Origin of the sequence: Steroidobacter flavus (assembly GCF_042651805.1) — a bacterium.
GTDB lineage: Bacteria > Pseudomonadota > Gammaproteobacteria > Steroidobacterales > Steroidobacteraceae > Steroidobacter > Steroidobacter flavus.
Genome location: NZ_JBHSDU010000003.1, coordinates 537890 through 561326 on the forward strand (window position 1 = coordinate 537890; position 23437 = coordinate 561326).

The window sequence follows — 23437 nt, forward strand, 5'->3', positions numbered from 1 at the left end:
GCGTCCTCCTGGCGCTCCTCAACGCTTGCGCAAACGGTCCAGCAACTTTCCATGAATGCCGCCGAAGCCGCCATTAGACATGATCAGCACGTGATCGCCACTGACCAGCGACGCGTCCAGCTGCGCGATCAGCTGATCCAGATCCTTCACGGTATCGGCCCCTTTGCCGAGCGCCGCGACCGAGCCCGCGACATCCCACGTGACATTCGGTCCTTGATACATCCATACATGATCCGCCTGCGACAACGCACCGGCCAATGCCGAGGAATGCGTGCCCAGCTTCATCGTGTTGGAGCGCGGCTCCAACACAGCAATCAAACGCGCGGAACCGATCTTTCGTCTCAAACCGTCGATAGTCGTCGCGACCGCGGTCGGGTGATGCGCAAAATCATCGTAGACGGTAATGCCATTGACCACACCGCGCACTTCCATTCGACGACGCACCCCCTGGAATTCCTTCAACGCCGCGACCGATGTTTCGATCGGCACGCCGGCACTGCGCGCGGCAAGAATGGCGGCCAACGCATTTTCGGCATTGTGTCGGCCAACCATCGACCAGCTCACTTCGGCGACCGCGGCATTGCCTTCCATGATGGAAAAGGTGCTGTAGTCCCCGCCTGCCGGTGCAATCGCGTACCACGCGGTGTCGCCGTGCAGGCCGCTGGAGAAACGTTCCACCGGCGTCCAGCAACCCATATCGATCACGTGCATGACGTTGGCATCGCCGGAGTTGGCGACGACCAGGCCATGCCTCGGCACCATGCGCATCAGCTGATGGAACTGCCACTGAATGGACGCCACATCGGGATAGATATCCGCGTGGTCGTGCTCGAGATTGTTGATAACGGCGGTGCGCGGCCGGTAGTGCACGAACTTGGCGCGCTTGTCGAAGAACGCGGTGTCGTATTCGTCGGCCTCGACCACGAAGTGCTGGCCCTTGCCGAGCCGCGCGGTCACATTGAAATTGCCCGGCACGCCGCCGATCAGAAAGCCCGGCTCGAGGCCGCCATATTCCAGCAGCCAGGTGAGAATGCTGGAGGTGGTGGTCTTGCCGTGCGTGCCGGCGACCGCCAGGGTCCAGCGCTTGTTCAACACATGGCGCGCCAGCCACTCCGGCCCCGAGGTGTAGGGAATGTCGCTTTCCAGCAGCGCCTCGATCAGCGGATTGCCGCGACTCATGACGTTACCGACCACCACCACGTCGGGCTTGAGCTTCAGCTGCTCGGGCGTATAGCCCTCGATGATCTCGATGCCCAGCTCCCGCAGCTGATCGGACATGGGCGGATAGACGCTCTGATCCGATCCAGTAACACGATGGCCCGAGGCGCGTGCCAGCGCCGCGATGCCGCCCATGAAGGTGCCGCAAACGCCGAGAATGTGAACGTGCATGTGTCTTTTTAACCGCGCAGATCGAGCATCAGCTGCACGACTGCCTGAGTGGAATAAATGATTGCGATGGTCAGCGCGATGCCGGTGATCAGACCGCGGTCCAGTGCCAGCATGAACACGCGCCCGAGCACCAGCGCGAGGACCAGGAACCGCGCCTTCAACCAGGTCATCGACAACTCATCGCTCCAGCCGAGCGCCAGCTGGGCGGAGCGGATGGTCACATCGAGCAGCAATACCAGCAGACCGACGCCCAGCGTCGCCGTGATGGTCTGCACGAAACGCTGGCGCCGCCCGAAAAAAGCCAGCACCAGCCACAGCCAGGCGCCAAGCATCAGCGCATCGATACAGATGAACAGCAGCGCGGTGGGCCGGTCCAGCGTAAACAGCCGCATGCGCAGAAAACCGGTGCTCAGATAAGCGATCAGCGCCAGCGTCGCCAGGGCGGCGGAAGCCGGGAGGTCTTGCGGTCCCTTTCGCCAGAGCGCGATATCGAGGAAGCTTTGCAGAAATCGCAAAATGACCATGAGCGAAACGCGTGTAGAGCCGGCAAGCCACGCCGGCAGACTCCCCTATAATGCGATGAATTGTACACGCACGCCCATGCAACCCGCGCCACCAGTCACCACGTCCGCTGAACTTCTACACGCACTCGAACAGCTGCGCGACGCCGATTTCGTCGCGCTGGATACCGAGTTCATGCGTGAGAGCACGTACTTTCCCAAGCTCTGCCTGGTGCAGCTTGCGACACCGGCTCACTGCGCGCTGGTCGATCCGCTCGCTGTGCCCGACCTGCAGCCGTTATGGGAGTTTCTGAACGACCGCGGCCGGACCAAAGTCCTGCACGCCGCGCGCCAGGATCTGGAAGTGCTGGCGGTCGCCATGCGTGGCGCACTCAACGGCCCGATCTTCGATACCCAGATCGCCGCCGCCCTGCTCGGTCACCCGGCGCAGATCGGCTATGGCGCGCTGGTCGCCGCGCGGCTCGGGCAGCAGCTGGAAAAAGGCCATACGCGCACCGACTGGTCGCGACGTCCGCTGAGTCCCGAACAGGTGCAGTACGCCGAGGACGATGTGCGCTATCTGGTGCCGTTGTATCAGAACCTGCGAGACGCCCTGGCGGAAGCCGGCCGCACCCAGTGGCTCTATGAAGAAACACACGAGCTGGAATCTCCGGCCCTTCATCGCACCGAGCCCGAAGCGGCCTGGAAACGGTTGAAAGGACTGGATCGGTTGCGCCCCGAGCAACGCGCGACTGCGAAGTTACTCGCGCACTGGCGCGAGGAAATGGCCGTCAAACACGACAAGCCGCGCGGCTGGATCCTGGCGGACGACGCTTTGCGCGATATCGCCGAGCGTCTGCCGGGTAAGGCAGAGGATTTGGAAAACATACGCACGCTGCCAGCAGGCGTCGCGCGCCGGCGCGGAGAGGAATTGCTGGCGCTGGTCACGCGCGGTCGTGAACAAGGTCAGTCGGAGCCTGCCGCCTTCATTCCGCCCAAGCCGGAAGCTCAACAGGTCGCGATGGTCACCAAGCTGATGAACCTCGCGCGCACGACGGCGGAAGAATTGAAGATCAGCCCGGAGATCCTGGCCACCCGACGTGACGTGGAACAGCTGGTGTTCTCACGTCGCACCGATCGATTGAGCAGCGGCTGGCGGAAGGATGTGATTGGCGATCGACTGATCGCGACGGCGCAGGAAGCGCCCGCTCGTTGAGCGACTTGAACATGCGAGCAATACGTCCCGAACGTATTGCTCCGTCGGGCTGAGCGCGCGAGACGCGCGCCAGCCAGCGACTCTCACGCGCCCATCGGGCGCTAGAGATTATTTCTTCTTGCGAGCTTTGACCGCGCGACCCGCGGCATTCTTGGCAGCCTTGCCTTTCGCGGCCGGTGCCTTGCTCTTAGAGGCAGCCTTGCCCTTTGCAGCAGCCTTGCCTTTCACAGCCGGCGCCTTGCTCTTGGCCACGGTCTTGCTCTTGGCCGCAGCTTTGCTCTTGGCCGCAGCTTTGCTCTTGCCAGCAGCTTTGCTCTTGGCGGCAGTCTTGCCCTTCGCGGCCGGCGCCTTGCTCTTGGCAGCAGGCGTCGCCTCCGACGACTTGGCCTTCGCCGACGACTTGCTCTTGGCGGCGGGCTTGGCCTTCGAAGACTTGGCTTTGGCAGAAGACTTCGCCTTGGCCGACGTCTTGCTCGCGCTCTTGGCGGCGGGCTTCGCACTCTTGGCCGCGGTGGTCTTCGACTTGCTCGAAGCGCGCGTCTTCGTGACCTTCACCTTGGAGGCCGGCACGGGCTTGGCCAGTGCGGCGGCTTCCATGCGCTCGGAGACTTCTTCCAGCTCGCCTTCGCCCGCGACTTTGCGCAGCAGGCCCAGGTTGGAATAGTGCTCGATCAGCGGCTTGGTCTGCTGGTCATACACAGCCAGGCGCTTGCCGATGACTTCTTCCTTGTCGTCGGGGCGTTGATACAACTCGTTGCCGTCCTTTTCACAGGTCGTCACGCCCGGCGGCAGCGAATGAATGTTGTACACCGTGCCGCACTTCTGGCAGATCCGACGACCGGCGAGGCGTTGCATCAACGTCTCGTTGCGCACATCGAGCAGCAGCACCGCGTCCAGCGGCTGGCCGATTTCTTCCAGCAGCGCATTCAGCGAATTCGCCTGGTCGATGTTGCGGGGAAAGCCGTCGAGGATGAAACCGTTCTCGGCATCGGGGCGGCTCAGGCGCTCGCGAATCAGGCCGAGCACGATGTCGTCGGACACCAGCTGGCCGGCGTCCATGACGGACTTGGCCTGTTTACCCAGCTCGGTGCCCCGGGCCACGGCATCTCGCAGCAGATCGCCGGAGGAAACCTGCGGCACGCCGTATTTGCCCATGAGGCGCTGTGCCTGAGTTCCTTTGCCCGAACCGGGTGCCCCCAGTAATACGATCCGCATCATTTTTGATTCCGACCTCCCGATAAGAGCCCGGGAGGGTACAGAAAGGCTCGTTCGAGCGCTATCCTTCGCGGCCACTTGCCTACGTTGCACAGGTCGAAGCCCATGCCAAAAAAGACCGCGTCACGAAAGACCGCAGTCCGCCGCCGCAATGCCTTTTACGCTCAGTCCGGCGGCGTCACCGCTGTCATCAACGCGTCGGCAGCTGGCGTCATCGAAGCGTGCCGCAAGGCCGGCAGCCGGATCGGCAAGGTCTATGCGGGCCGCAACGGCATCGTCGGCGCTTTGACAGAAGATCTGATCGACACCAGCAAGGAATCGGCCGCGGCCATCCGGGCCTTGCGCCACACCCCCTCCGGCGCATTCGGCTCGGCGCGCTTCAAGCTGAAAAAGTTCGAGGACAACCCGGCGCAATACGAGCGCCTGATCGAAGTGTTCAAGGCGCACGACATTGGTTATTTCTTCTATAACGGCGGCGGCGACTCGGCCGACACCTGTCTGAAGGTCTCGCAGCTGGCCGACAAGCTCGGTTATCCGATTCAGGCCATCCACGTGCCCAAGACCGTGGATAACGACCTGCCGATCACCGACTGCTGCCCGGGCTTCGGCTCGGTTGCGAAATATGTCGCGGTATCGATCCGCGAGGCGGGATTCGACGTGGCCTCGATGGCCAAAACCTCCACCAAGGTGTTCATCATGGAAGTGATGGGCCGCCATGCGGGCTGGATCGCGGCCGCCGGCGGACTGGCCGCCGAGAAAGAGGGTGACTCGCCCCACATCATCCTGTTCCCGGAAATCACATTCGACGAGGAGAAGTTCTGCGCACGCGTGAAGGAATGCGTGGAGAAGTATGGCTATTGCGCCATCGTCGTGTCGGAAGGCGTCAAGACCGCGGACGGCAAGTTCCTGTCCGATGCCGGCCTGCGGGACGCGTTCGGTCATGCGCAGCTCGGTGGCGTCGCGCCGGTGATCGCGCAGCTGGTCAAGTCCAAGCTGAATTACAAATATCACTGGGCTGTCGCCGATTATCTGCAGCGTGCCGCCCGCCACATCGCTTCGAAGGTCGATGTCGAACAGGCCTATGCGGTCGGCAAGGCGGCGGTGGAGCTCGCGCTCAAGGGCCACAACTCGGTGATGCCGACCATCGTGCGCACCTCGCAGAGCCCGTACAAATGGAAAATCGGCATGGCACCGCTCGACAAAGTGGCGAACGTGGAAAAAATGCTGCCGCGTGATTACATCACCGAGGACGGCTTCCACATCACGGCCAAGGGCCGCCGGTATCTGAGCCCGTTGATCCGCGGCGAGGACTATCCACCGTATAAAGATGGCTTGCCCCAGTATGTGACGCTCAAGAATGCGCCGCTGAAGAAAAAGCTCGATACCCCCTTTGTGTTATAGTTTCGCGACTTTTTTCCGGCACTTATCAAGTGCCATCGCGTTTCTTCGCAGCTCCGGATAAGCCGCGCCCGGCGGAGCCGGGCGCAAACATGTATGGAATAGCGAGCGCCGGCGACAGCCTGGCGCGAGCCTGGTTCAACGTTTCAATTGGAATTGACTTACTGACGATCTGCTCGCGTTAAAAATTTGCTCACAACGATGCACCCGCAAGGGGGAGGAAGTTGATGTCCACAGATGTCGCGCTTTGGCTCGCGATCGGCGCCGGTGTTCTGGCCGTGCTGTATGGCGTAATTTCAGTCGGATGGATCAACAAGCAGCCCGCGGGCAGTGAGCGAATGCAGGAGATAGCGGCGGCGATTCAAGCCGGCGCGAAGGCCTATCTGAATCGTCAGTACTCCACCATCTCCATCGTCGGCGTCGTCTTGTTGATCGTGCTCGGCCTGGCGCTCGACTGGGCCACCGCCGGCGGCTTCGCCATCGGCGCCATCCTCTCGGGTCTCGCGGGTTATATCGGCATGAATGTTTCGGTGCGCGCCAACGTGCGTACCGCGCAAGCTGCCAGCGTCGGCCTGAACCCCGCTCTGCAAGTCGCCTTCCGTGGCGGCGCCATCACCGGCATGCTGGTGGTCGGCCTCGGCATGATCGGCGTCGCCGGTTACTTCGCAGTGATGCGCAAGTTCATCGGCGACGAACATGCCCTGCACTCGCTGGTCGGCCTCGCCTTCGGCGGCTCGCTCATCTCCATCTTCGCGCGTCTCGGCGGCGGCATCTTCACCAAAGGTGCTGACGTGGGCGCCGACCTCGTCGGCAAGGTCGAAGCCGGCATTCCTGAGGACGATCCCCGCAACCCGGCCGTGATCGCCGACAACGTCGGTGACAACGTCGGCGACTGCGCCGGCATGGCGGCCGACTTGTTCGAAACGTACGCAGTGACCGTGGTCGCCACGATGGTGCTCGGCGGTCTGATGTTCACGGCGGCCGATGGCGGTCTCGACATCCGCTACATCATCTATCCGTTGGTGCTCGGCGCGGTTTCCATCGTCGCCTCCATCATCGGCTCGTACTTCGTGAAGGCGCGCGAAGGCGGCAAGATCATGAACGCGCTGTATCGAGGCACCGCCGTCTCCGGCGTGCTGGCGCTGATCGCGTTCTACTTCGTGACCAAAATGGTCATGGGCCCCGAGCTCGCCGGCGCCTTGTTCGGCTGCGCGGTCATCGGCCTCGTGCTCACGGCCGCGCTGATCGTGATCACCGAGTACTACACCGCCACCGAGTTCGAGCCGGTGCGCTACGTCGCGGCCGCTTCGCAGACCGGTCACGGCACGAACGTGATCGCGGGTCTCGCGGTGTCGATGAAATCGACCGCGCTGCCGGTGCTCGCCGTCGTCGCGGCCATCTGGGGCGCGTATCACATCGCCGATCTGTATGGCATCGCCGTCGCGGCCACCGCGATGTTGTCGATGACCGGCATGATCGTCGCGCTCGACGCGTACGGCCCGATCACCGACAACGGCGGCGGTATCGCCGAGATGTCGGGTCTGCCGAAAGACGTGCGCAAGATCACCGACGCGCTCGATGCGGTCGGCAACACGACCAAGGCCGTGACCAAGGGCTACGCCATCGGCTCCGCCGGTCTCGCCGCACTGGTGCTGTTTGCGGACTACACCCACAACCTCGATGCTGCTGGCAAGTTGCAGGCATTCTCGCTGTCCGATCCGGCCGTGATCATCGGCTTGTTCATCGGCGGTCTGGTGCCTTATCTGTTCGGCGCCATGGCGATGGAAGCCGTGGGTCGCGCGGCCGGCTCGGTGGTCGTGGAAGTGCGCCGCCAGTTCCAGGAAATCAAAGGCATCATGGAAGGCACGGCCAAGCCGGACTATTCCAAGGCTGTGGACATGCTGACGCGCGCGGCGATCAAAGAAATGATCGTGCCGTCGGTGCTGCCCATCCTGGTGCCGGTGATCGTCGCCTTCGGCATGAACTTCCTCATGGGCCCGGGCGCGGGCATTCGCGCGCTGGGCGGTCTGCTGATCGGCACGATCGTGACGGGCTTGTTCGTCGCTATCTCCATGTGCACGGGTGGTGGTGCGTGGGATAACGCCAAGAAGTACATCGAAGAAGGTAACTTCGGCGGCAAGGGCTCGGATACGCACAAGGCCGCGGTCACGGGTGATACGGTGGGCGATCCGTACAAGGACACGGCCGGCCCGGCCATTAACCCGCTCATTAAAATTATCAACATCGTGGCGCTACTGTTGGTGCCGCTCCTCTAATAACGCCGCCGCGGCGTATTACGAAACGGCGCAGCTAACGCTGCGCCGTTTTCGTTTGTACGCCGCTCCTATACAACGCCGCCTTCGTACGGCCGGCTTGCTCTCGCAAGCGGCCACGCTCCATCCGAGCGCACTCGGCTCAACAGCAACCCGACCGCGCGTTAGCACCGCCCGCAGTGTTGGATTAACTTGCTCGCGCCCCCGCGTTAGCACCGCCCGCAATGTTGGACTAACTTTGCCGGCGGCCGCGCGTTAGCACGGTGCGGAACACTTGGATTAACTTGCCGGTGACCGCGCGTTAGCACCCGCCCGCAACATGGATTGCACTTGCAGGCGGCCGCGCGCAGCGCTGGCCGCAATGTCATTAACTTGATAGCGGCCGCGCGTTGGCACCGCCCGTAATGCTGGATTAACTTGCTGAAGGCCGCGCCTTGGCACCGGCCCGCGATGCGGATTGCACTTGCCGGCGGCCGCGCGAAGCGCAGGCCGCAACGTCAGATTAACTTGATAGCGGCCGCGCGTTAGCGCAGGCCGCGACACGAGCGAAGCGAGCCGGCAAACTACGGCGATGGATGACACCAGTAAGCCTGCTCGTCCTTTACCCGCGGTAGCGCGCTACCTGCTGCTGATATTCGCGGCGCTCTCGTTCGCGCTCGGGGTCATCGGCATCTTCGTCCCCGGCCTGCCAACAACCGTCTTCATCCTGATGGCCGGCTGGGCCGCCGCCCGAAGCTCGCCGCGATTCCATAACTGGCTGGAGAATCATCGCGTCTTCGGCCCGATGCTCCGCGACTGGAGGAAGCACGGCGCCGTGAGCCGAAGGGCGAAGATCATGGCCACCGTGATGATGACAGCCAGCGCGGTAATCTTGTTTCTAACGATTTCGCGAATGTGGCTGGCGGAAGCCATCACCGGCGTGATGGCACTCGTATTGATGTGGCTGTGGCTCCGGCCGGAGCCGCCACCAAAGAATCCTTAGCCAATACTCCGCGCCGGCACGACGCGAGCCAGCGGCTGCGGCCGACCCAAGTAGAAGCCCTGCAGGAAATCGACGCCCATCTTCTTCGCGGCGTCCAGCGCGCCGGCATCTTCGACCTGCTCGGCGATGACCTGGAAGTTCAGCGTGCGCGCCAGCTTGATCATGGCCGCGACCATGGCCTGATTCACCGAATCGACGGCCAGATTCCGAATGAACGTGCCATCGATCTTCAAATAATCGAGCGACAGATTCTTCAGATTGCCGAACGACGACAACCCCCGACCGAAATCATCCAGCGCGAATTGACACCCCATCCCATGCAGCACGCCGATGAACCGCTGCGCATGTTCGATGTTCGTAATCACCGAATTCTCGGTCACTTCAAAACACAGCTGCGCCGGCGCCACGCCAGTGCGGTCGAGCACGTCGACGACGAACTCGAGGAACTGCGGATCGCCCAACGTCTGACCGGAAAGATTGATCGCCAGGCTGCGGCTCGACGGCAACCGAATGCCGCCACGACCCAACGCAGTAAGCGCAGTCTGCACAACCCAGCGATCCACATCCGCCATCAAGCGATAACGTTCCGCCGCCCGCAGGAACTCTGCCGGCGAAATACCGCCCGGCACATTCTCATCCTGCAAACGAAGCAGCACTTCGAGCGCTGGACCGGTCTCGGTCGCCGCCGACGCGATGATGGGCTGAGCCATCAGCTCGAAACGATTGTCCTTGAGCGCCGACTGCAACCGCTGCAGCCACTGAATCTCGCCACGATGACGCGCGACAGCTTCATCGCGCGCCGAGTAAACGTGCACGTGATTGCCCTGCTTCTTCGCGACATAGCAGGCCGAATCCGCCGCACTCATCACTTCATCCGGCGCGCCGCTCTCGCGGGAGATCTCGATCAAGCCGACGCTGATGCCGATATTGAAGATCTTGTCCTTCCACACGAAGCGGTAGTCACTGATCTTGCGCACCACGTCGTCGGCAATCTGCCGTGCTTTATCGAGCGGACAGCCGACCAGCAGCAGACCGAACTCATCGCCGCCGAGACGGCCAACCGTGTCCGAATCGCGCACCGTTTCTTTAATGAGTGCCGCGACCTCGCGGAGCATGCCGTCGCCGGCCATGTGACCGCAGGTGTCGTTCACGGCTTTGAAGCGATCGAGGTCGAGGTAGCACAGCACGTGCTTCGCTTCGTTGGTATGCGCCGTCTGCAGCGACTCTTCCAACCGACGCTCGAACTCGCGGCGATTCACCAGGCCGGTGAGCGCATCGTGGCTGGCCTGATACGACATCTGCTTGGTGATACCGCGCAACTCGCTCACGTCGCGCACGACGACGACCGTGCCGACCAGATCGCCCTTCTGTCCCTTCAACGGCGTGACGGTCAGCTCCACCGAGCGCTCTTCGCTACCATTGCGCGAGATCATCAAGCCACGGCGCCCCGCGGTGACCTTCGATTGCGTGGCCAGGCAGTGACGCACGGGATCGCCGAGCGAGCGGCGATCGCCCTCGTCCAGCAATTGAATGATGTCAGTGATGCTCTTGCCGAGCGCGTCGACGGCGCTGACGCCGATCAGTTGCTCGCCGGCTTGATTGACGTAGTCGATGCGGCCGCTGACATCGGTGGTGATGATGCCTTCGCCGAGCGAATCGAGCGTCTCCCACGCGGTGGGTCGGCCGCTGCGCGCCGGGACCGTGGCCGGCATCGAACGCGGGCCCATCTCAACCAGCGTCAGCAACAACGCGGGGCCGCCTTGATAGTCGATGCGCACGGCGGTCAACTCGACGCGCGGAGTGCCGCCCTGATTATCGGGATGCAGCTCGATCTCCAGGCGGTCGAGCCCCGGCTCGCCCGACAGCGAGCGACGCAGATGCTCGATCACCAGCTCGGTGTAATCGGGATGCAGGAGGTCGGCGATCTTCTTGCCGGTGAGGTGCTCGGCGGCAAGCGCGCCGGTGAGCGCGGCGAAACGCTCGTTGGCGAACACGATGTGCTCGCGATGCACGGCGACCGCTTCCTGCAGGCCCGCGAGCAGACCGACCAGCGAGCGCTCGCGCTCGCCGATCATCAGATCCTTCATCGCCATCTGCTCGAGCAGACGATTGGCGTTCTCGGCGAATTCGGACGCGGGTCCGGCGACGCGGACGCGCTCGGCGAATTTCCCCGAGCGAACGATAGCCTCCAGTTGTCCGGCGGCACGGGTCAGGGCCGAGCTCCGGCGCTCCCGCCAGAGGATGAAACCCAGCAGCAGCAAAACCGCGACGGCGAGAGAAATGGTCAACGTCCCCAACAGGGCACTCACATTGAAACGCTCTTTACTTCGATCCCCTAGGTTGCCGCGGCGAGCCCCGGCCCCCGGTAAATTGGAGTGGCGCAGCGAAAAAAGCGCGCAAGCATCTAATTAGCCGGGGAAGGAGCATAGCGAACGGCTGAACATCTGCCGGGGGGATTGACCATATTGTATGCGGCGAGCAGGTAAATATTGGCCTGAATGTGTCCCTGAAGAAGGCTTCAGGGTTCCCGGCAGGCGCCAGCCTAGCTGTCCGGCCTTTAACTTGTACCGCGGAATCAAAGCCCGTACCCTTGCCGCCGCCGGCCCATCCCGCCTGATTTGTCTACGAATATTGCCTATGAATATCGAGTCCGCCCGCGCCCAGATGATCGAGCACCAGGTGCATGCCTGGGACGTGTTCGACGAGCGGGTTCTGAGCACCATGCGCGAGATCCGGCGCGAGCAGTTCGCCCCGGCACCGTTCAGCGCCGTCGCCTTCGCCGACGCGCCGATTCCGCTGCCCGGCGGCCAGTCGATGCTGCCGGCCAAGATCCACGGCCGCATCCTGCAGGCACTGCTGCCCAATCCGGCCGAGGTCGCCCTGGAAATCGGCACCGGCAGCGGCTACCTGAGCGCCTGCCTGGGACGGATGGCCGCTCGAGTACGCACCGTGGAAATCCTGCCGGAGCTGGCCGAGGCCGCCCGCCGCAACCTGTTCGCCGTCGCGGTCAACAACGTGGCCGTGGAAGTCGGCGACGGTATGCAGCTGACTGAACAGTCCACCTACGACGTGATTGCCGTGACCGGCTCGTTGCCGTTGTATGACGAGCGCTTCCAGCAGGCGCTGCGTATCGGCGGCCGGTTGTTCGTGGTGGTCGGTCAGGCGCCCGTCATGGAAGCCTGGAAGGTCACGCGCGTCGGCGAACGCGAATGGCAGCGCGAGAGCCTGTTCGAAACCGTGATTGCGCCGCTGATGAACGCGCCGCGTCCCTCCGAATTCGTGTTCTGATCATCATGAGCACTCCACAACAGATTGCCGAAATCACCCCCGCCGAACTCGTCGCCCGCCGCCAGCGCGGTGACGTGCTGACGCTGCTCGACGTGCGCGAAGCCTGGGAGCTCGGCGTCGCCAGCGTGCCGGCCGATCAACAGGTCGTGCACATTCCGATGGGCGAAGTGGCCGACCGTATCGCCGAGCTCGACAAGAGCAAAGAAGTGGCGGTGTTGTGCCGTTCAGGACGTCGCAGCCTGGAAGTCGCCAAGTTTCTGCAACAGAACGGTTTCCGCACGGTCAACGTCGCCGGCGGCATCCTCGCGTGGTCGCGCGATCTGGATGCAACCATTCCGACCTACTGAACGTCTCAAGCGCGTCACCGACCGGGCCTATAGAACCCAAGGACGGTGGCTCGGAGCGCCCGGTGTGTGGCATGAATAGTTAAGCTCGTCCGAGCCACGCGGCCTCGACATTAATTCATTCGCCAGCGTGTCATCATTCGGCGAATACACGGGATTGGAACGAAACAAGATGAAAGTACGCGCTCCGCTCATCGTCGCCGCTTGCAGTCTGATCCTCGCCTCGGCCGCCGCCGAGGCCGCCGACCTCGTCACCGTTTATCAGCGCGCCTTGCAGAACGATCCGCAGATTCGCGAGGCGGACGCCAATCGTCTCGCCAGCCGCGAATCCAAGCCGCAGGCGCTGGCCGCGTTACTGCCGCAGCTCGAAGTCGGCGGCTCGTACACCAAGATCGACGAAGACAGCGGCCGCACCACTCTGACTCGCAGCGACCCGTCCGATCCGCTCAGCCCGCTGGTGCCGATCGATATCACCAGCACCTCGGACCTGAAGGCCAAGCAATATGACATCACGTTGCGCCAGAGCCTGTTCCGCTGGGATCAATGGATGATTCTGAAGCGCGCCGACGCCGAAGTGGCGCAAGCCGAAGCGGATTATCAGTTCGCCCAGCAGGATTTGATTCAGCGAACCTCGATCCGTTATTTCGACGTGCTCGCCGCCCAGGACACGGTCGATGCCGCCGAAGCCGCGCTGGAAGCGTTCTCTCGTCAGCTCGAGCAAGCAAACAAGCGCTTCGAAGTTGGCTTGATCGCCATCACCGACGTTCAGGAAGCCCGCGCCGCGCACGACTCGGCCGCTGCCGCCGTGATCGCGGCCAAGCGCTCGCTGGCGACGGCTCGTGAGTTATTGCGCGAACTGACCGGCGAATCGTTCGATACATTGGCGACGCCCGTCGATGACATGCCACTGAAGTCGCCCGAGCCCGCCAACGAGGAACAATGGGTCACCCAGGCGCTGGAACAAAATCTAGCGGTCATCTCTGCGCGACTGGCAACCGACATTGCCAAGCAGGACGTGCGCGTCGCCCGTGCCGGCCACTTGCCCATCATCGATCTGGTCGCGAGTCGTGGCGATCAGGATTACACCGGCGATCAGGTCGGTCGTAACGAAGGCGGCGTGTCGCGGGCGCCGGCCGATCAAACCCAGACCACCGACTCCATCGGCATTCAGGTCACCATTCCGATTTACTCGGGCGGCTACACCTCCTCGCGCGTGCGCCAGCAGGTTTATCTGCATCGTGCCGCTCGCGAGCGCTTGGAACGAGCCAACCGCGAAACCGAACGTTCCGCCCGCGACGCTTATCTCGGCGTGATCAGTGAGATGTCCCGCGTTCGCGCGCTTCGCCAGGCGCTGGAATCCAGCCGCACGGCGCTGCAGGCCACCGAGGCCGGCTTCGAAGTAGGAACTCGCACCACTGTCGACGTGCTCGATGCCCGTCGTCGGTTGTTCCAGGCGCAGACCGACTATGCGCGCAGCCGTTACGACTACATCCTGAACGTATTGCAGCTGCAGTTCGCGACCGGCACGCTCGACCGCGCCGATCTGGACGAAATCAACTCCTTCTTGAGAGAGCGCGCGATTACGCGTTGATTCGCGGGGCGCGGGGCGGAACTCGTTCCGGCTCGGAGCGTTGCCGTTTAATCAGCCCAAGGGACCTGGCGCCGAAGGATCGGTTCTTCGACGGAGGCTCCCATGAGCGTCGCTACCCATCATCCGCCTGGCCGCGAAGATCTCGGGACGTTCGGTCCCGAGCCGCAGCCGTTGTCGCTCCTCATCAATGGCGAAGTGCGCACCGCGCTCGCCGATCCTGCGACTACGCTGGTTGAATTCCTGCGCGACACGCTCGGCCTCACCGGCACCAAGATCGGTTGCGATCGGGGCGCGTGCTCGGCCTGCACGGTGTGGCTCGATGGCGAGGTCGCGGCCAGTTGCATGACGCTCGCGTTCGACGCCCGCGACCGAAGCATCACAACCATCGAAGGCTTGAGCCGTGACGGCGAGTTACATCCCGTGCAACGCGCCTTCATCGAGCACGACGCGCTCCAGTGCGGCTTCTGCACGCCGGGCATGGTGATGAGCTGCGCGCAGTTGGTGAATACCAATCCCGATTGCACGCTCGACGATGTGAAGACTGCGATCTCAGGCCACCTGTGCCGTTGCGGAACCTATCCCAACATCTTCAAAGCCACGCTGGCCGCGGCGGCGACGCGCAAAGGCAAAGCGAAATGAGCGGCGCGGAGTCTTTCGAACAGCGCACGCTGTCGGCGGGCATCGTTGGCGACGCGATCAAACAAGTCACTCGCAACGTCCCGACCGGCGAGCCGCCCTCGTGGCCCACGAACGCGGAGCTGCGCGTCGTCGGCAAAGACGTGCCACGCATGGATGCGCTGGACAAAGTCACCGGCCGCGCCCGCTACACGTTCGACGTGCAACTTCCCGGCATGTTGTACGCGCGAACGTTGAACAGCACGGTCGCGCATGCGCGCATCAAGTCGATTGATACCTCCCGAGCGGAACAGTATCCCGGCGTACGCGCCGTGCATGTGCTCGAACGTTTGTTGATGGCGGCGGAGTTGCGCGATCCCGGTGAGGAAGCGAAAGAGCCCTATCCTATCGTGCGCTTCACCGGGCAGCCGATCGCGGCCGTCGCGGCGATCTCGGCTCGCGCCGCTGAAGCCGCGCTTGCGTTGATCAAAGTTGAATATGAGGTGCTGCCTCATGTCACCGAACTCGCGGACGCGATGAAGCCGGACTCACCGCCCGTGTTTCCCGGCCCGACTGAGCAGCGAGCCACTGCCGGCGGCGGTGGCGCAGCCAAAGGGCTGCCGCAGAAAGGCAACCTGCGCGGCCCGGGCAAAGGCGGCTCACGAGGAGACATCGAGCGCGGCTTCAAGGAGGCCGACGTCATCGTCGAAGGCGAGTATCGCACACAGGTCCAGACGCACACGCCGCTGGAACCTCATGGCCTCGTTGCCGACTGGCGCGGTGACGAACTCACGCTCTACGCATCGACTCAACACGTGATGAGCGTGCGCGATGAAGCGGCTGAGATTTTCAAGCTGCCGAAAGAAAAGATCCACGCGATCAGCGACTACACCGGCGGCGGCTTCGGCGCGAAGTACGGCGTCGGTAACTACGGCACGCTCGCGATTCATTTGTCACGAAAGGCCGGCGCCCCGGTTCGTTTGGTTCTGGACCGGCGTGAAGAGCATGTCTCCGTCGGCAATCGTCCCGCCAGCCTGCAACGATTGAAGATCGGCGCGAAGCGTGACGGCTCACTGACCGCCGTCGAGTTACACAGCTTCGGCACCGGCGGCGTCGCCGCTGGCGCTGGCGTGGGCTCGTGTCATCACAACATGTATGTGTGCCCGAATGTGAGCATCGAGCACTACGACGTATTCACCAACGCCGGCCCCTGTGCCGCGTTTCGCGGCCCCGGCCAGACGCAAGGAATATTCGCCTTCGAGCAGGCGATCGACGCCGTCGCTGACCGACTGGGCCTCGATCCCCTTCTCATGCGAGACAAGATCGATACTCGCGACGCCGACGACGTCCGCGCTCGCGCGGCGGAACGTCGCATCGGCGCGGAGAAGATTGGCTGGGCACGTCGCCGCGCTCCGGGCAGCGACACGGGGTCGATCAAACGCGGCGTCGGCATGGCGCAGTCCATGTGGCCCTACATCGTGAACAGCTACACGACTTGTGAGATCCGCGTGGCCGGGGACGGCACCGTCGAAGCGTTCTGCGGGACACAGGATATCGGTACCGGCACACGAACTGTGTTTGCTCAAGTCGTCGCTGAAGAGTTGGGCTTGGAAGCGGAGGACATCAAAGTTCATGTCGGCGACTCCCGCTTTCCCCCGGGCCCGCCGTCGGGTGGCAGCCGCGTTACCAGCTCGTTGACCCCCGCCGCTCGCAACGCGGCTCATGCAGCGGCTCGTGATATTGCCGCTCGAGTGGCACCGTTGCTCAATGCGAAGGCCGAGGACCTGGAGTTTCGGAACGGACACATCGAGGTCCGCGGCGATTCCAAATCGTCGCTGGGTTTCTTCGAAGCGCTCCGACGCGCGGGCATCGAGACGATCGTCCATCGCGCCGACCGCCGCGACGACTACGAAGGTTATGCGCGCAAGGCCGGCGAGCTGAACATCAGCCCGCACGCGATTGGCGGTGTGCAGTTCGCTGAGGTCTGCGTCGATACCCAGACCGGCGTGGTCAAAGTCGAGCGCGTGGTCGCCGTGCACGACTGCGGACGTCCCATCAATCCCAAGCTCGTCGAGAGCCAGATTCTGGGCGGCGTGGTTCAAGGGGTGAGCTACGCGCTGTATGAAGACCGCCGTCTCGACGCCGCCACCGGCGTGCAACTCAACGCCAACATCGATCAATACAAAATCGTCGGCTCACGTGAGACGCCACGCATCGACGTGCACTTGATCGAACTGCTCGGCGGCCAATCGTCCACCGATGCCCGCGGCGTCGCCGAGCCGGCGAACGTGGCAACAGCGGCAGCGGTCGCCAATGCATTCTTCAACGCCACGGGCAAGCGCATCTACACCTTGCCCATGACGCCCGCGAACGTTCTCGCAGCGCTGCGTTCGGAGTGATCATGCGTAGCTTCGAGTGGGTCGATGCGAAGTCGGTCGATGAAGCGGCGGCGCTGCTCGCGACGACTTCGGCGAGTCAGCCGGTGGTCGCGAAGGCGGGCGGCATGGACCTGCTCGACCTGATGAAGGAAGGCATCGTTCAACCCACGCGCGTCGTCAATCTCAAATCGATTCGCTCGCTGGGCGATGTGCGCCTCGACAATTCAGGCATGCAGATGGGTTCACTCGTGACTCTCGCCCAGATCGAGCAGCACGCCGGCATTCGCTCGCACTATCGAGCCCTGGCCGAAGCGGCCGCTCACGCAGCTACGCCGCAGGTGAGAAACGCGGCCACCATCGGCGGCAACTTACTGCAACGGCCGCGCTGCTGGTATTTCCGCAACGAGCACTTTCATTCCGTGGCGGAGGCAGATCATAGCGAGCATCAGTATCACGCGATCTTCGACAATGCACAGACGGTGATGGTCCATGCGTCGACACTCGCCACCCCGCTGCTTGCTTACGATGCGAGCGTGCATCTTACGCATGGCAAAGGCTCGGCGCGTGCCGTTGCGCTGAAAGACTTTCTATTGCCGCCGTCGATGAAACGGGATCGCGATACCGTCATTGCGGACGGCGAGATTCTGCTTCACGTCAGCGTGCCGCCGATCCAGCCGAATACTCGATGCGCTTATCACAAGCAGACGGAACGTGAGAGTTATGACTGGCCGATCTGCGATGTGGCCGTCGTGCTGGAAATGGATGGAGATATTGTGGCGGCCGCGAAGATCGTTCTCGGCTGGGTCGCCCCTACGCCGCGGCGGGCTGTCGAGAGCGAAGAATTATTAATCGGCCGCCGCCTCGACGAACACTCCGCCAGCGAAGCTGCCACCGCCGCCGTACGTGGCGCCACTCCGCTGGCTAAAAATGCTTACAAAGTGCCTGTCCTCGAAACCGTGATCCAACGGACGCTTCTCGCCGCCCGCTGACCGTCAGCCTCTGTGGCCCAGCAAGCGGGCCGGCAAGAACAGCAGGGCTTTGATGAAGGCGAACATCGCCTCGAGCACCACCGCCACCGCCCGGAACGGCAGCGACAGCAGCCACAGCACCGGCAACAGGAAAATGGCGAGCAACGCCAGCGGCCAGGCAAGCACGAACAACACACACCAGGCGAGCATAACGAGCACGAAAGTCATTGCCATCTCCTTCCAACTGTCCACCGCGCCAGCCCTTACCGGCGCTCTCGGTGATTGAGACGTAGCACCGCTGCGGAAGGTTGCAGCGGTGGCTAAAAACCTCGTCGCCCGCCTCAGCTGCCCCGCGTAACCGGCATCTCCACTTCGCCGCCCGCCCTGGGAACATGCCTCGCAAGCTCAAGCTTGGCGATCGCATTCCGATGAACCTCATCCGGCCCGTCAGCCAGACGCAGCGTCCGCTGATGCGCCCACAATCGCGCCAGCGGGAAGTCGTTGGAAACACCGCCAGCGCCGTGCGCCTGAATCGCCCAATCCAAAACCTGCAAAGTCATATTGGGCACGACGACCTTGATCAGTGCGATCTCCTGCTTGGCGACCTTATTCCCTACCGTATCCATCATGTACGCCGCCCTCAGCACCAGCAGCCGCGCCTGATCGATCATGCAACGTGCATCGGCAATGCGCTCATGCCACACCGATTGAGCAGACACCGGCTTGCCGAACGCCACGCGCGAGCTCAATCGCTTGCACATCAACTCCAGCGCCCGCTCCGCGACGCCAATCGACCGCATGCAATGATGAATACGACCAGGACCGAGACGCCCCTGAGCAATCTCAAATCCGCGCCCCTCGCCCAACAAAATATTCGACACCGGCACACGCACATTGGAAAGATCCACTTCCGCGTGACCGTGAGGAGCATCGTCATAGCCGAACACCGGCAAGTGACGCATCACCGTCACACCCTTCGCATCCGACGGCACTAGCACCATCGACTGCTGTTGATGTTTGCCCGCCTCGGGATTGGTCTTGCCCATCAGGATATAAAGCTTGCAGCGGGGATCGTTCGCGCCGCTCGACCACCACTTGCGGCCGTTGATCACGTACTCATCGCCCTCGCGACGAATACTGCATTCGATGTTGGTCGCGTCCGACGACGCCACCGCTGGCTCGGTCATCAGGAACGCCGAGCGGATCTCGCCCTTGAGCAAAGGCTCCAGCCACCGGTCCTTGTGCCCTTCGGTGCCATAGCGCTCGATGGTCTCCATGTTGCCCGTGTCCGGCGCGGAGCAATTGAACACTTCCGGCGCCCAGGGCACGCGGCCCATGATTTCGCACAGAGGCGCGTATTCGAGATTGGACAAACCTTCCGGCGCACGCGGCGAATGAGGCAGGAACAGATTCCACAGACCGGCAGCCCGCGCCTTGCCCTTCAAGTCCTCGATCACCTGGGTGGGAACGAAGGCATCGCCGTTGCGTCGATTGCGCGCCACCTCTTCCTCGTACGCCTTCTCGTTCGGATAGATGTGCGCGTCGAAGAACTTCAACAGGCGCGCCTGCAGTTCGCGCACGCGGGGGCTGTATTCGAATTCCATGCTCGTTCCCTCTCAAATGATGCGATAACTTGCCGTCTCGCCCGGCCCGGACGCCAATGCATTGTCTGAATGCGGCCCCATCGGCGCTATGCATACAATACGGCGGGACGACGGGCGCTGGAGGCCCCCATGCAGCTGTCCAGGATCGATCTCAATCTGTTCACCGTCTTCGACGCGATCTACCGCGAAGGCGGCATCACGCCCGCCAGCCGGCGGCTGCATCTGTCGCAGCCGGCGGTCAGCCATGCGCTGGGGCGGTTGCGCGAGTTGCTGAACGATCCGCTGTTCGAGCGGCGGGGTCACGAGATGATCCCGACACCGCTGGCCCGTTCGCTGGCCGACAGCATTGCCAGCTCCCTGGGCAATCTGGAGCAAATGCTCCAGCGCGTCGGACACTTCGAGCCCGGCACCGCGCAACGCTGCTTCACCATTGCCGCTCGCGAGTCGCACGAGCTGACGTTCCTGCCCGCGCTGATGAACCGCATCGGGACCGAAGCCTCGCACATCGACATCGCCTCGGTGCGCATCGATCGTCGCGATCTCGAGGAAGATCTGCAGAGTGGCGAGATCGATCTGGCGATCGACGTGGCTTTGCCGTTATCGAACGACGTGCGACGCGAGCGCATCGGCGCCGAGCCGCTGGTCGTGCTGGCCCGTGCCGATCATCCGGTCGTGCAGGGGAAGCTGGACCTCGAGACTTATACCGCCCTGTCGCACATTCTGATCACGGGGCGCCGCCGGGGAGGCGGTTATGAAGACGGTGCGCTGGCGCGCTTGGGATTATCCCGGCACATCAAGATGCGCTGTCAGGATCATGCAGCCGCGAGCCAGGTGGTCAGTCGCTCGGAGCTGCTGGCTACGATGACTCGTAGCCAGGCGTTGATCGTCAACCGCTCCACCGACAATCAGCTGCTGCCCTTCCCCGTCGAAGTGCCGCCGTTGGAGTCCTTCCTGTACTGGCACTCCAACGTCGACGAAGACCCGGCCTCGCAATGGTTCCGGGCGCAGGTGAAAGGTTGCCTCGCGGACAGATCAGGCTAGATCTTTGTACGACTCCACCACGCGCGACACGATGCCGTAGTCGATGGCTTCGTTGGCGCTCATCCAGAAGTCACGTTCCAGGTCGACGGCGACCTTCTCATACGGCCGACCGGTCTGTTTCGCGATGGTGCGACCGATGCGCTCGCGCGTGCGCAGGATTTCCTTGGCCTGAATCGCGATGTCGGCGGCCGGGCCGCCGGCGCCGCCGGCCGGCTGATGGATCATGAAGCGCGTGTTCGGCAGACACACGCGGTTCTGCTTTTCCGCCGCCAGGAAAATGTGCGTGCCGGCGCTGGCCACCCAGCCCGTGCCGATGGTGATGACCGGCGCATTGATGAAACGAATCATGTCGTGAATGGCGTCGCCGGACTCGACGTGCCCGCCCGGCGAGGAGATCAGCACGCGGATCGGTGCATCCGATTGCTGCGACAACGCGATCAACCTTTCGCATACGCCACGCGCGACCGTGTGATTGATCTCGCCGAACACCAGCACGAAACGCGACTTGAACGACAGCTGCTCCGCCAATGTCTCCGGACGGTCGGCCTTCTCGGGCTGCTTCTCTTCACGCTCGGCGTTAAAAATCGGGGCGGACATGGAACACACTCCTTGGAGCACTCAGTCTGGGGCGGACGCGGATTCTACCATTCGCCGGTGTTGGCCATGGACTTCCAGGGCTCGCGCGGCTCGAGCGAGCCGCCCCGCTGCAATAACTCGACCGAGATATTGTCAGGCGAACGGACGAACGCCATGCGGCCGTCGCGCGGCGGGCGGTTGATGGTGACGCCATGATCGATCAGACGCTGGCAGGCCGCGTAGATGTCGTCGACTTCATACGCAAGATGACCGAATGCGCGCCCGATTCCGTACTTTTCCGGGTCCCAGTTGAAGGTCAGCTCGACTTGAGCGTGCTCGTCCCCGGGCGCCGCCAGGAACACCAGCGTGAAGCGGCCTTTTTCGTTGTCGATCCGGCGAATCTCGCGCAATCCCAGCGCCTCGCAGTAAAAACTCAAGGAAGCGGTCAGATCCGTGACGCGCACCATAGTGTGCAGATACCTCATGGGCGATACCCTCGACGACACAACAAGGTCGGCCATCATAAACGACAGCCGCGGGGCGGAAAGGAACTCCGGCAACGCGATTGCGTTGATTTCCCCGAGGCTACCGGCAAAAACAGGACATATGGGTGCGGATGCGCCATCCTTCGGAACTGCTCGAAAGCGCTACATGCCGCGACTTCCTAGCCTGGCAGTAGCGATTGCGCTGCTTTGGGCCGTGGCCCGAAGCTCGCAGGCCGTTGCGCAAACTCCCGAGCCCGGCGCGGAGCCGCCGCCGTCCCCGCCGCAGACTGAACCAGTTCAGCCCGCGCCGGAAGTGGCGGATGACGCACCGGAACAGCCGGAGCAACCGGGCGACAAGCCCGAGGTCGTCAATCCCAAGGATGTGAATCAGGGCCCGTTGCGCGATCCCGTGCTTCAACAGAACGAGGGCGATCCGCGCACGCTGGAGCGCGAACCTGAAACCAAGGAGCCCGGGGACGAGGGCCCGCCGGCGCCGGAACAGAAGAGCGACGACACCAGCCCGATGGAAATCTGCGCGCAACCGGCGGAGCAAGGGGTCCTACAACGCGTGCGCCGGACACTCACAGTGACCGCTTGCGCATCGTCCGCGTGGCTGGATGGCTTGTTCGGCGATCAGATTTATCGCGACGAATATCACGCCACCTACGGCACCGTGACCGCCGGCGGCCTGTGGAGCGACTACGACGGCTTCGATCCGCGACTGCGGTTTCGAGCCCGCCTGCAATTACCGCAATGGGACAGCCGTATTTCCGCGTTCGCCGGCCGCGTCGGCCAGGACGACTACATCAGCGACACCGAAGGCGACTTCGACGCGTTGCCGACGCGTCAGTTCGGCACGCTCGAAGATGAAAGCGTGCTGGTCGGCCTGGGTTATTCCAGCCCCGAGCGCACCGGCAACGATTTCGATGCAGGCGTCGGCGTGCGCATCGACCTGCCGCTCGATCCGTACGCGCGGGCCCGTTATGAAATCGTCCGCACCTTCGCCGAGCGCTATGTGTTCAGCGCCCGCGAAACTGTGTTCTGGCAAAACACCGAAGGCTTCGGCACCACCACGCGCATCAATTTCGATCGGGTGATCTCGGATCGTTTCCTCCTGCGCTGGAGCAACCTCGGCAAGTTCACCGAAGAAACGATCGGCCTGGAGTGGTACTCGCAGCTGACTCTGTTTCAGAGCATCGGCCAGCGCACGGGCCTTGCGTACCAGGCGCATGTCGAGGGCGAGACCGACAACGAAGTGCCGATGACGCGCACCGCCCTGCGCTTGATCATGCGCCGTCAGCTCACGCCCGAATGGCTGATCCTGGAATTACGCGGCGGCGTCTCCTGGCCGCGCCGCCGGCTGGTCGAAGAGCGGGAAGCCAGCCCCGAAATCGGCATTGCGATTGAAATGCAATTCGGCCAGAAGCGCGATCGCCTGCGCCCGCCGCCGACCAGTCAGCCGTTGAATCGGCAATAGCCCGCGGCTAAGACTTCTCCCTAGGAACTCTCCGAGACAAAACCCCTGCGACGACAGGCGATTCGCCCTATGTGGATCAGGTGCTTCCTGAATCTGC

The 23437-nt window shown here is 63.1% G+C and carries 20 protein-coding genes; 12 read left to right on the forward strand and 8 right to left on the reverse strand.

What is annotated here, in order from left to right:
• Window positions 1-18: 18 nt before the first annotated feature.
• Together mpl and ACFPN2_RS07890 are read right to left on the reverse strand one after the other, a co-directional pair.
• Entirely contained in the window at window positions 19-1389 is a 1371-nt protein-coding gene (mpl, locus tag ACFPN2_RS07885) for a UDP-N-acetylmuramate:L-alanyl-gamma-D-glutamyl-meso-diaminopimelate ligase (RefSeq protein WP_380596063.1), read from the reverse strand.
• A gap of 8 nt (window positions 1390-1397) precedes the next feature.
• Complete coding sequence (locus ACFPN2_RS07890) at window positions 1398-1913, reverse strand: hypothetical protein (RefSeq protein ID WP_380596064.1); 516 nt, start codon at window positions 1911-1913, stop codon at window positions 1398-1400.
• Between the two features lie 76 nt (window positions 1914-1989).
• Here ACFPN2_RS07890 and rnd point away from each other — a divergent pair, with 76 nt between their 5' ends.
• Window positions 1990-3105: a ribonuclease D gene (rnd, locus tag ACFPN2_RS07895; protein ID WP_380596065.1), complete on the forward strand. Its 1116-nt coding sequence runs from the start codon at window positions 1990-1992 to the stop codon at window positions 3103-3105.
• Between the two features lie 108 nt (window positions 3106-3213).
• Here the strand turns inward: rnd and ACFPN2_RS07900 are convergent, their stop codons facing one another.
• Window positions 3214-4323, reverse strand: a complete 1110-nt coding sequence (locus tag ACFPN2_RS07900; protein ID WP_380596066.1) for an adenylate kinase — start codon at window positions 4321-4323, stop codon at window positions 3214-3216.
• Window positions 4324-4425: 102 nt separating this feature from the next.
• Between ACFPN2_RS07900 and ACFPN2_RS07905 the strand changes: the two genes are divergently transcribed.
• From ACFPN2_RS07905 to ACFPN2_RS07915, 3 genes are all read left to right on the forward strand, one after another.
• On the forward strand, window positions 4426-5721 hold the full coding sequence (locus ACFPN2_RS07905; protein ID WP_380596067.1) for a 6-phosphofructokinase: 1296 nt from the start codon (window positions 4426-4428) through the stop codon (window positions 5719-5721).
• A 224-nt stretch (window positions 5722-5945) separates the two neighbouring features.
• Window positions 5946-7994 carry a sodium-translocating pyrophosphatase gene (locus ACFPN2_RS07910; RefSeq protein WP_380596068.1) on the forward strand — a complete coding sequence of 683 codons (2049 nt, stop codon included), beginning with the start codon at window positions 5946-5948 and terminating at the stop codon, window positions 7992-7994.
• Between the two features lie 568 nt (window positions 7995-8562).
• Window positions 8563-8973, forward strand: a complete 411-nt coding sequence (locus ACFPN2_RS07915; RefSeq protein WP_380596069.1) for a YbaN family protein — start codon at window positions 8563-8565, stop codon at window positions 8971-8973.
• On the opposite strand, the gene ACFPN2_RS07920 is transcribed toward ACFPN2_RS07915, so the two are convergent.
• Window positions 8970-11282, reverse strand: coding sequence for an EAL domain-containing protein (locus ACFPN2_RS07920; RefSeq protein WP_380596070.1), 2313 nt, complete (start codon window positions 11280-11282; stop codon window positions 8970-8972). The two genes, ACFPN2_RS07915 and ACFPN2_RS07920, sit on opposite strands and share 4 nt — an antisense overlap.
• Before the next feature lie 328 nt (window positions 11283-11610).
• On the opposite strand from ACFPN2_RS07920, the gene ACFPN2_RS07925 reads away from it, so the two are divergent.
• From ACFPN2_RS07925 to ACFPN2_RS07950, 6 genes are all read left to right on the forward strand, one after another.
• Window positions 11611-12261 carry a protein-L-isoaspartate O-methyltransferase family protein gene (locus ACFPN2_RS07925; protein WP_380596071.1) on the forward strand — a complete coding sequence of 217 codons (651 nt, stop codon included), beginning with the start codon at window positions 11611-11613 and terminating at the stop codon, window positions 12259-12261.
• A 5-nt stretch (window positions 12262-12266) separates the two neighbouring features.
• Entirely contained in the window at window positions 12267-12608 is a 342-nt protein-coding gene (locus ACFPN2_RS07930) for a rhodanese-like domain-containing protein (protein WP_380596072.1), read from the forward strand.
• A 169-nt stretch (window positions 12609-12777) separates the two neighbouring features.
• On the forward strand, window positions 12778-14196 hold the full coding sequence (locus ACFPN2_RS07935; protein ID WP_380596073.1) for a TolC family outer membrane protein: 1419 nt from the start codon (window positions 12778-12780) through the stop codon (window positions 14194-14196).
• A 102-nt stretch (window positions 14197-14298) separates the two neighbouring features.
• A complete protein-coding gene (locus tag ACFPN2_RS07940; protein WP_380596074.1) occupies window positions 14299-14835 on the forward strand; it encodes a (2Fe-2S)-binding protein in 537 nt (178 codons plus the stop codon).
• Window positions 14832-17210: a xanthine dehydrogenase family protein molybdopterin-binding subunit gene (locus tag ACFPN2_RS07945; RefSeq protein WP_380596075.1), complete on the forward strand. Its 2379-nt coding sequence runs from the start codon at window positions 14832-14834 to the stop codon at window positions 17208-17210. Before ACFPN2_RS07940 ends, ACFPN2_RS07945 begins: the two co-directional genes overlap by 4 nt.
• Before the next feature lie 2 nt (window positions 17211-17212).
• Window positions 17213-18178: an FAD binding domain-containing protein gene (locus ACFPN2_RS07950; protein ID WP_380596076.1), complete on the forward strand. Its 966-nt coding sequence runs from the start codon at window positions 17213-17215 to the stop codon at window positions 18176-18178.
• A 3-nt stretch (window positions 18179-18181) separates the two neighbouring features.
• On the opposite strand, the gene ACFPN2_RS07955 is transcribed toward ACFPN2_RS07950, so the two are convergent.
• Together ACFPN2_RS07955 and ACFPN2_RS07960 are read right to left on the reverse strand one after the other, a co-directional pair.
• A complete protein-coding gene (locus ACFPN2_RS07955; protein WP_129775505.1) occupies window positions 18182-18385 on the reverse strand; it encodes a hypothetical protein in 204 nt (67 codons plus the stop codon).
• A 113-nt stretch (window positions 18386-18498) separates the two neighbouring features.
• A complete protein-coding gene (locus ACFPN2_RS07960; protein ID WP_380596077.1) occupies window positions 18499-19761 on the reverse strand; it encodes an acyl-CoA dehydrogenase family protein in 1263 nt (420 codons plus the stop codon).
• Window positions 19762-19890: 129 nt separating this feature from the next.
• Here ACFPN2_RS07960 and ACFPN2_RS07965 point away from each other — a divergent pair, with 129 nt between their 5' ends.
• Complete coding sequence (locus ACFPN2_RS07965) at window positions 19891-20802, forward strand: LysR family transcriptional regulator (RefSeq protein ID WP_380596078.1); 912 nt, start codon at window positions 19891-19893, stop codon at window positions 20800-20802.
• Here ACFPN2_RS07965 and ACFPN2_RS07970 read toward each other — a convergent pair.
• Together ACFPN2_RS07970 and ACFPN2_RS07975 are read right to left on the reverse strand one after the other, a co-directional pair.
• A complete protein-coding gene (locus ACFPN2_RS07970) occupies window positions 20794-21399 on the reverse strand; it encodes an ATP-dependent Clp protease proteolytic subunit (RefSeq protein ID WP_380596079.1) in 606 nt (201 codons plus the stop codon). The genes ACFPN2_RS07965 and ACFPN2_RS07970 overlap by 9 nt on opposite strands.
• 44 nt (window positions 21400-21443) lie before the next feature.
• Window positions 21444-21863, reverse strand: coding sequence for a VOC family protein (locus tag ACFPN2_RS07975; protein WP_380600075.1), 420 nt, complete (start codon window positions 21861-21863; stop codon window positions 21444-21446).
• 166 nt (window positions 21864-22029) lie between these two features.
• On the opposite strand from ACFPN2_RS07975, the gene ACFPN2_RS07980 reads away from it, so the two are divergent.
• Window positions 22030-23340 (forward strand): hypothetical protein, encoded by a 1311-nt coding sequence (locus ACFPN2_RS07980; RefSeq protein WP_380596080.1) that lies wholly within the window; start codon window positions 22030-22032, stop codon window positions 23338-23340.
• Window positions 23341-23437 lie beyond the last annotated feature (97 nt).

Coding starts and splice junctions, on each gene's coding strand:
- ACFPN2_RS07965 (WP_380596078.1), top strand. CDS start 19,891: ATGCAGCTGTCCAGGATCGATCTCAATCTGTTCACCGTCTTCGACGCG.
- ACFPN2_RS07955 (WP_129775505.1), bottom strand. CDS start 18,385: ATGACTTTCGTGCTCGTTATGCTCGCCTGGTGTGTGTTGTTCGTGCTT.
- ACFPN2_RS07890 (WP_380596064.1), bottom strand. CDS start 1,913: ATGGTCATTTTGCGATTTCTGCAAAGCTTCCTCGATATCGCGCTCTGG.
- ACFPN2_RS07930 (WP_380596072.1), top strand. CDS start 12,267: ATGAGCACTCCACAACAGATTGCCGAAATCACCCCCGCCGAACTCGTC.
- ACFPN2_RS07960 (WP_380596077.1), bottom strand. CDS start 19,761: ATGGAATTCGAATACAGCCCCCGCGTGCGCGAACTGCAGGCGCGCCTG.
- ACFPN2_RS07910 (WP_380596068.1), top strand. CDS start 5,946: ATGTCCACAGATGTCGCGCTTTGGCTCGCGATCGGCGCCGGTGTTCTG.
- ACFPN2_RS07915 (WP_380596069.1), top strand. CDS start 8,563: ATGGATGACACCAGTAAGCCTGCTCGTCCTTTACCCGCGGTAGCGCGC.
- rnd (WP_380596065.1), top strand. CDS start 1,990: ATGCAACCCGCGCCACCAGTCACCACGTCCGCTGAACTTCTACACGCA.
- ACFPN2_RS07935 (WP_380596073.1), top strand. CDS start 12,778: ATGAAAGTACGCGCTCCGCTCATCGTCGCCGCTTGCAGTCTGATCCTC.
- ACFPN2_RS07970 (WP_380596079.1), bottom strand. CDS start 21,399: ATGTCCGCCCCGATTTTTAACGCCGAGCGTGAAGAGAAGCAGCCCGAG.
- ACFPN2_RS07975 (WP_380600075.1), bottom strand. CDS start 21,863: ATGAGGTATCTGCACACTATGGTGCGCGTCACGGATCTGACCGCTTCC.
- mpl (WP_380596063.1), bottom strand. CDS start 1,389: ATGCACGTTCACATTCTCGGCGTTTGCGGCACCTTCATGGGCGGCATC.
- ACFPN2_RS07945 (WP_380596075.1), top strand. CDS start 14,832: ATGAGCGGCGCGGAGTCTTTCGAACAGCGCACGCTGTCGGCGGGCATC.
- ACFPN2_RS07925 (WP_380596071.1), top strand. CDS start 11,611: ATGAATATCGAGTCCGCCCGCGCCCAGATGATCGAGCACCAGGTGCAT.
- ACFPN2_RS07900 (WP_380596066.1), bottom strand. CDS start 4,323: ATGATGCGGATCGTATTACTGGGGGCACCCGGTTCGGGCAAAGGAACT.
- ACFPN2_RS07980 (WP_380596080.1), top strand. CDS start 22,030: ATGCCGCGACTTCCTAGCCTGGCAGTAGCGATTGCGCTGCTTTGGGCC.
- ACFPN2_RS07940 (WP_380596074.1), top strand. CDS start 14,299: ATGAGCGTCGCTACCCATCATCCGCCTGGCCGCGAAGATCTCGGGACG.
- ACFPN2_RS07905 (WP_380596067.1), top strand. CDS start 4,426: ATGCCAAAAAAGACCGCGTCACGAAAGACCGCAGTCCGCCGCCGCAAT.
- ACFPN2_RS07950 (WP_380596076.1), top strand. CDS start 17,213: ATGCGTAGCTTCGAGTGGGTCGATGCGAAGTCGGTCGATGAAGCGGCG.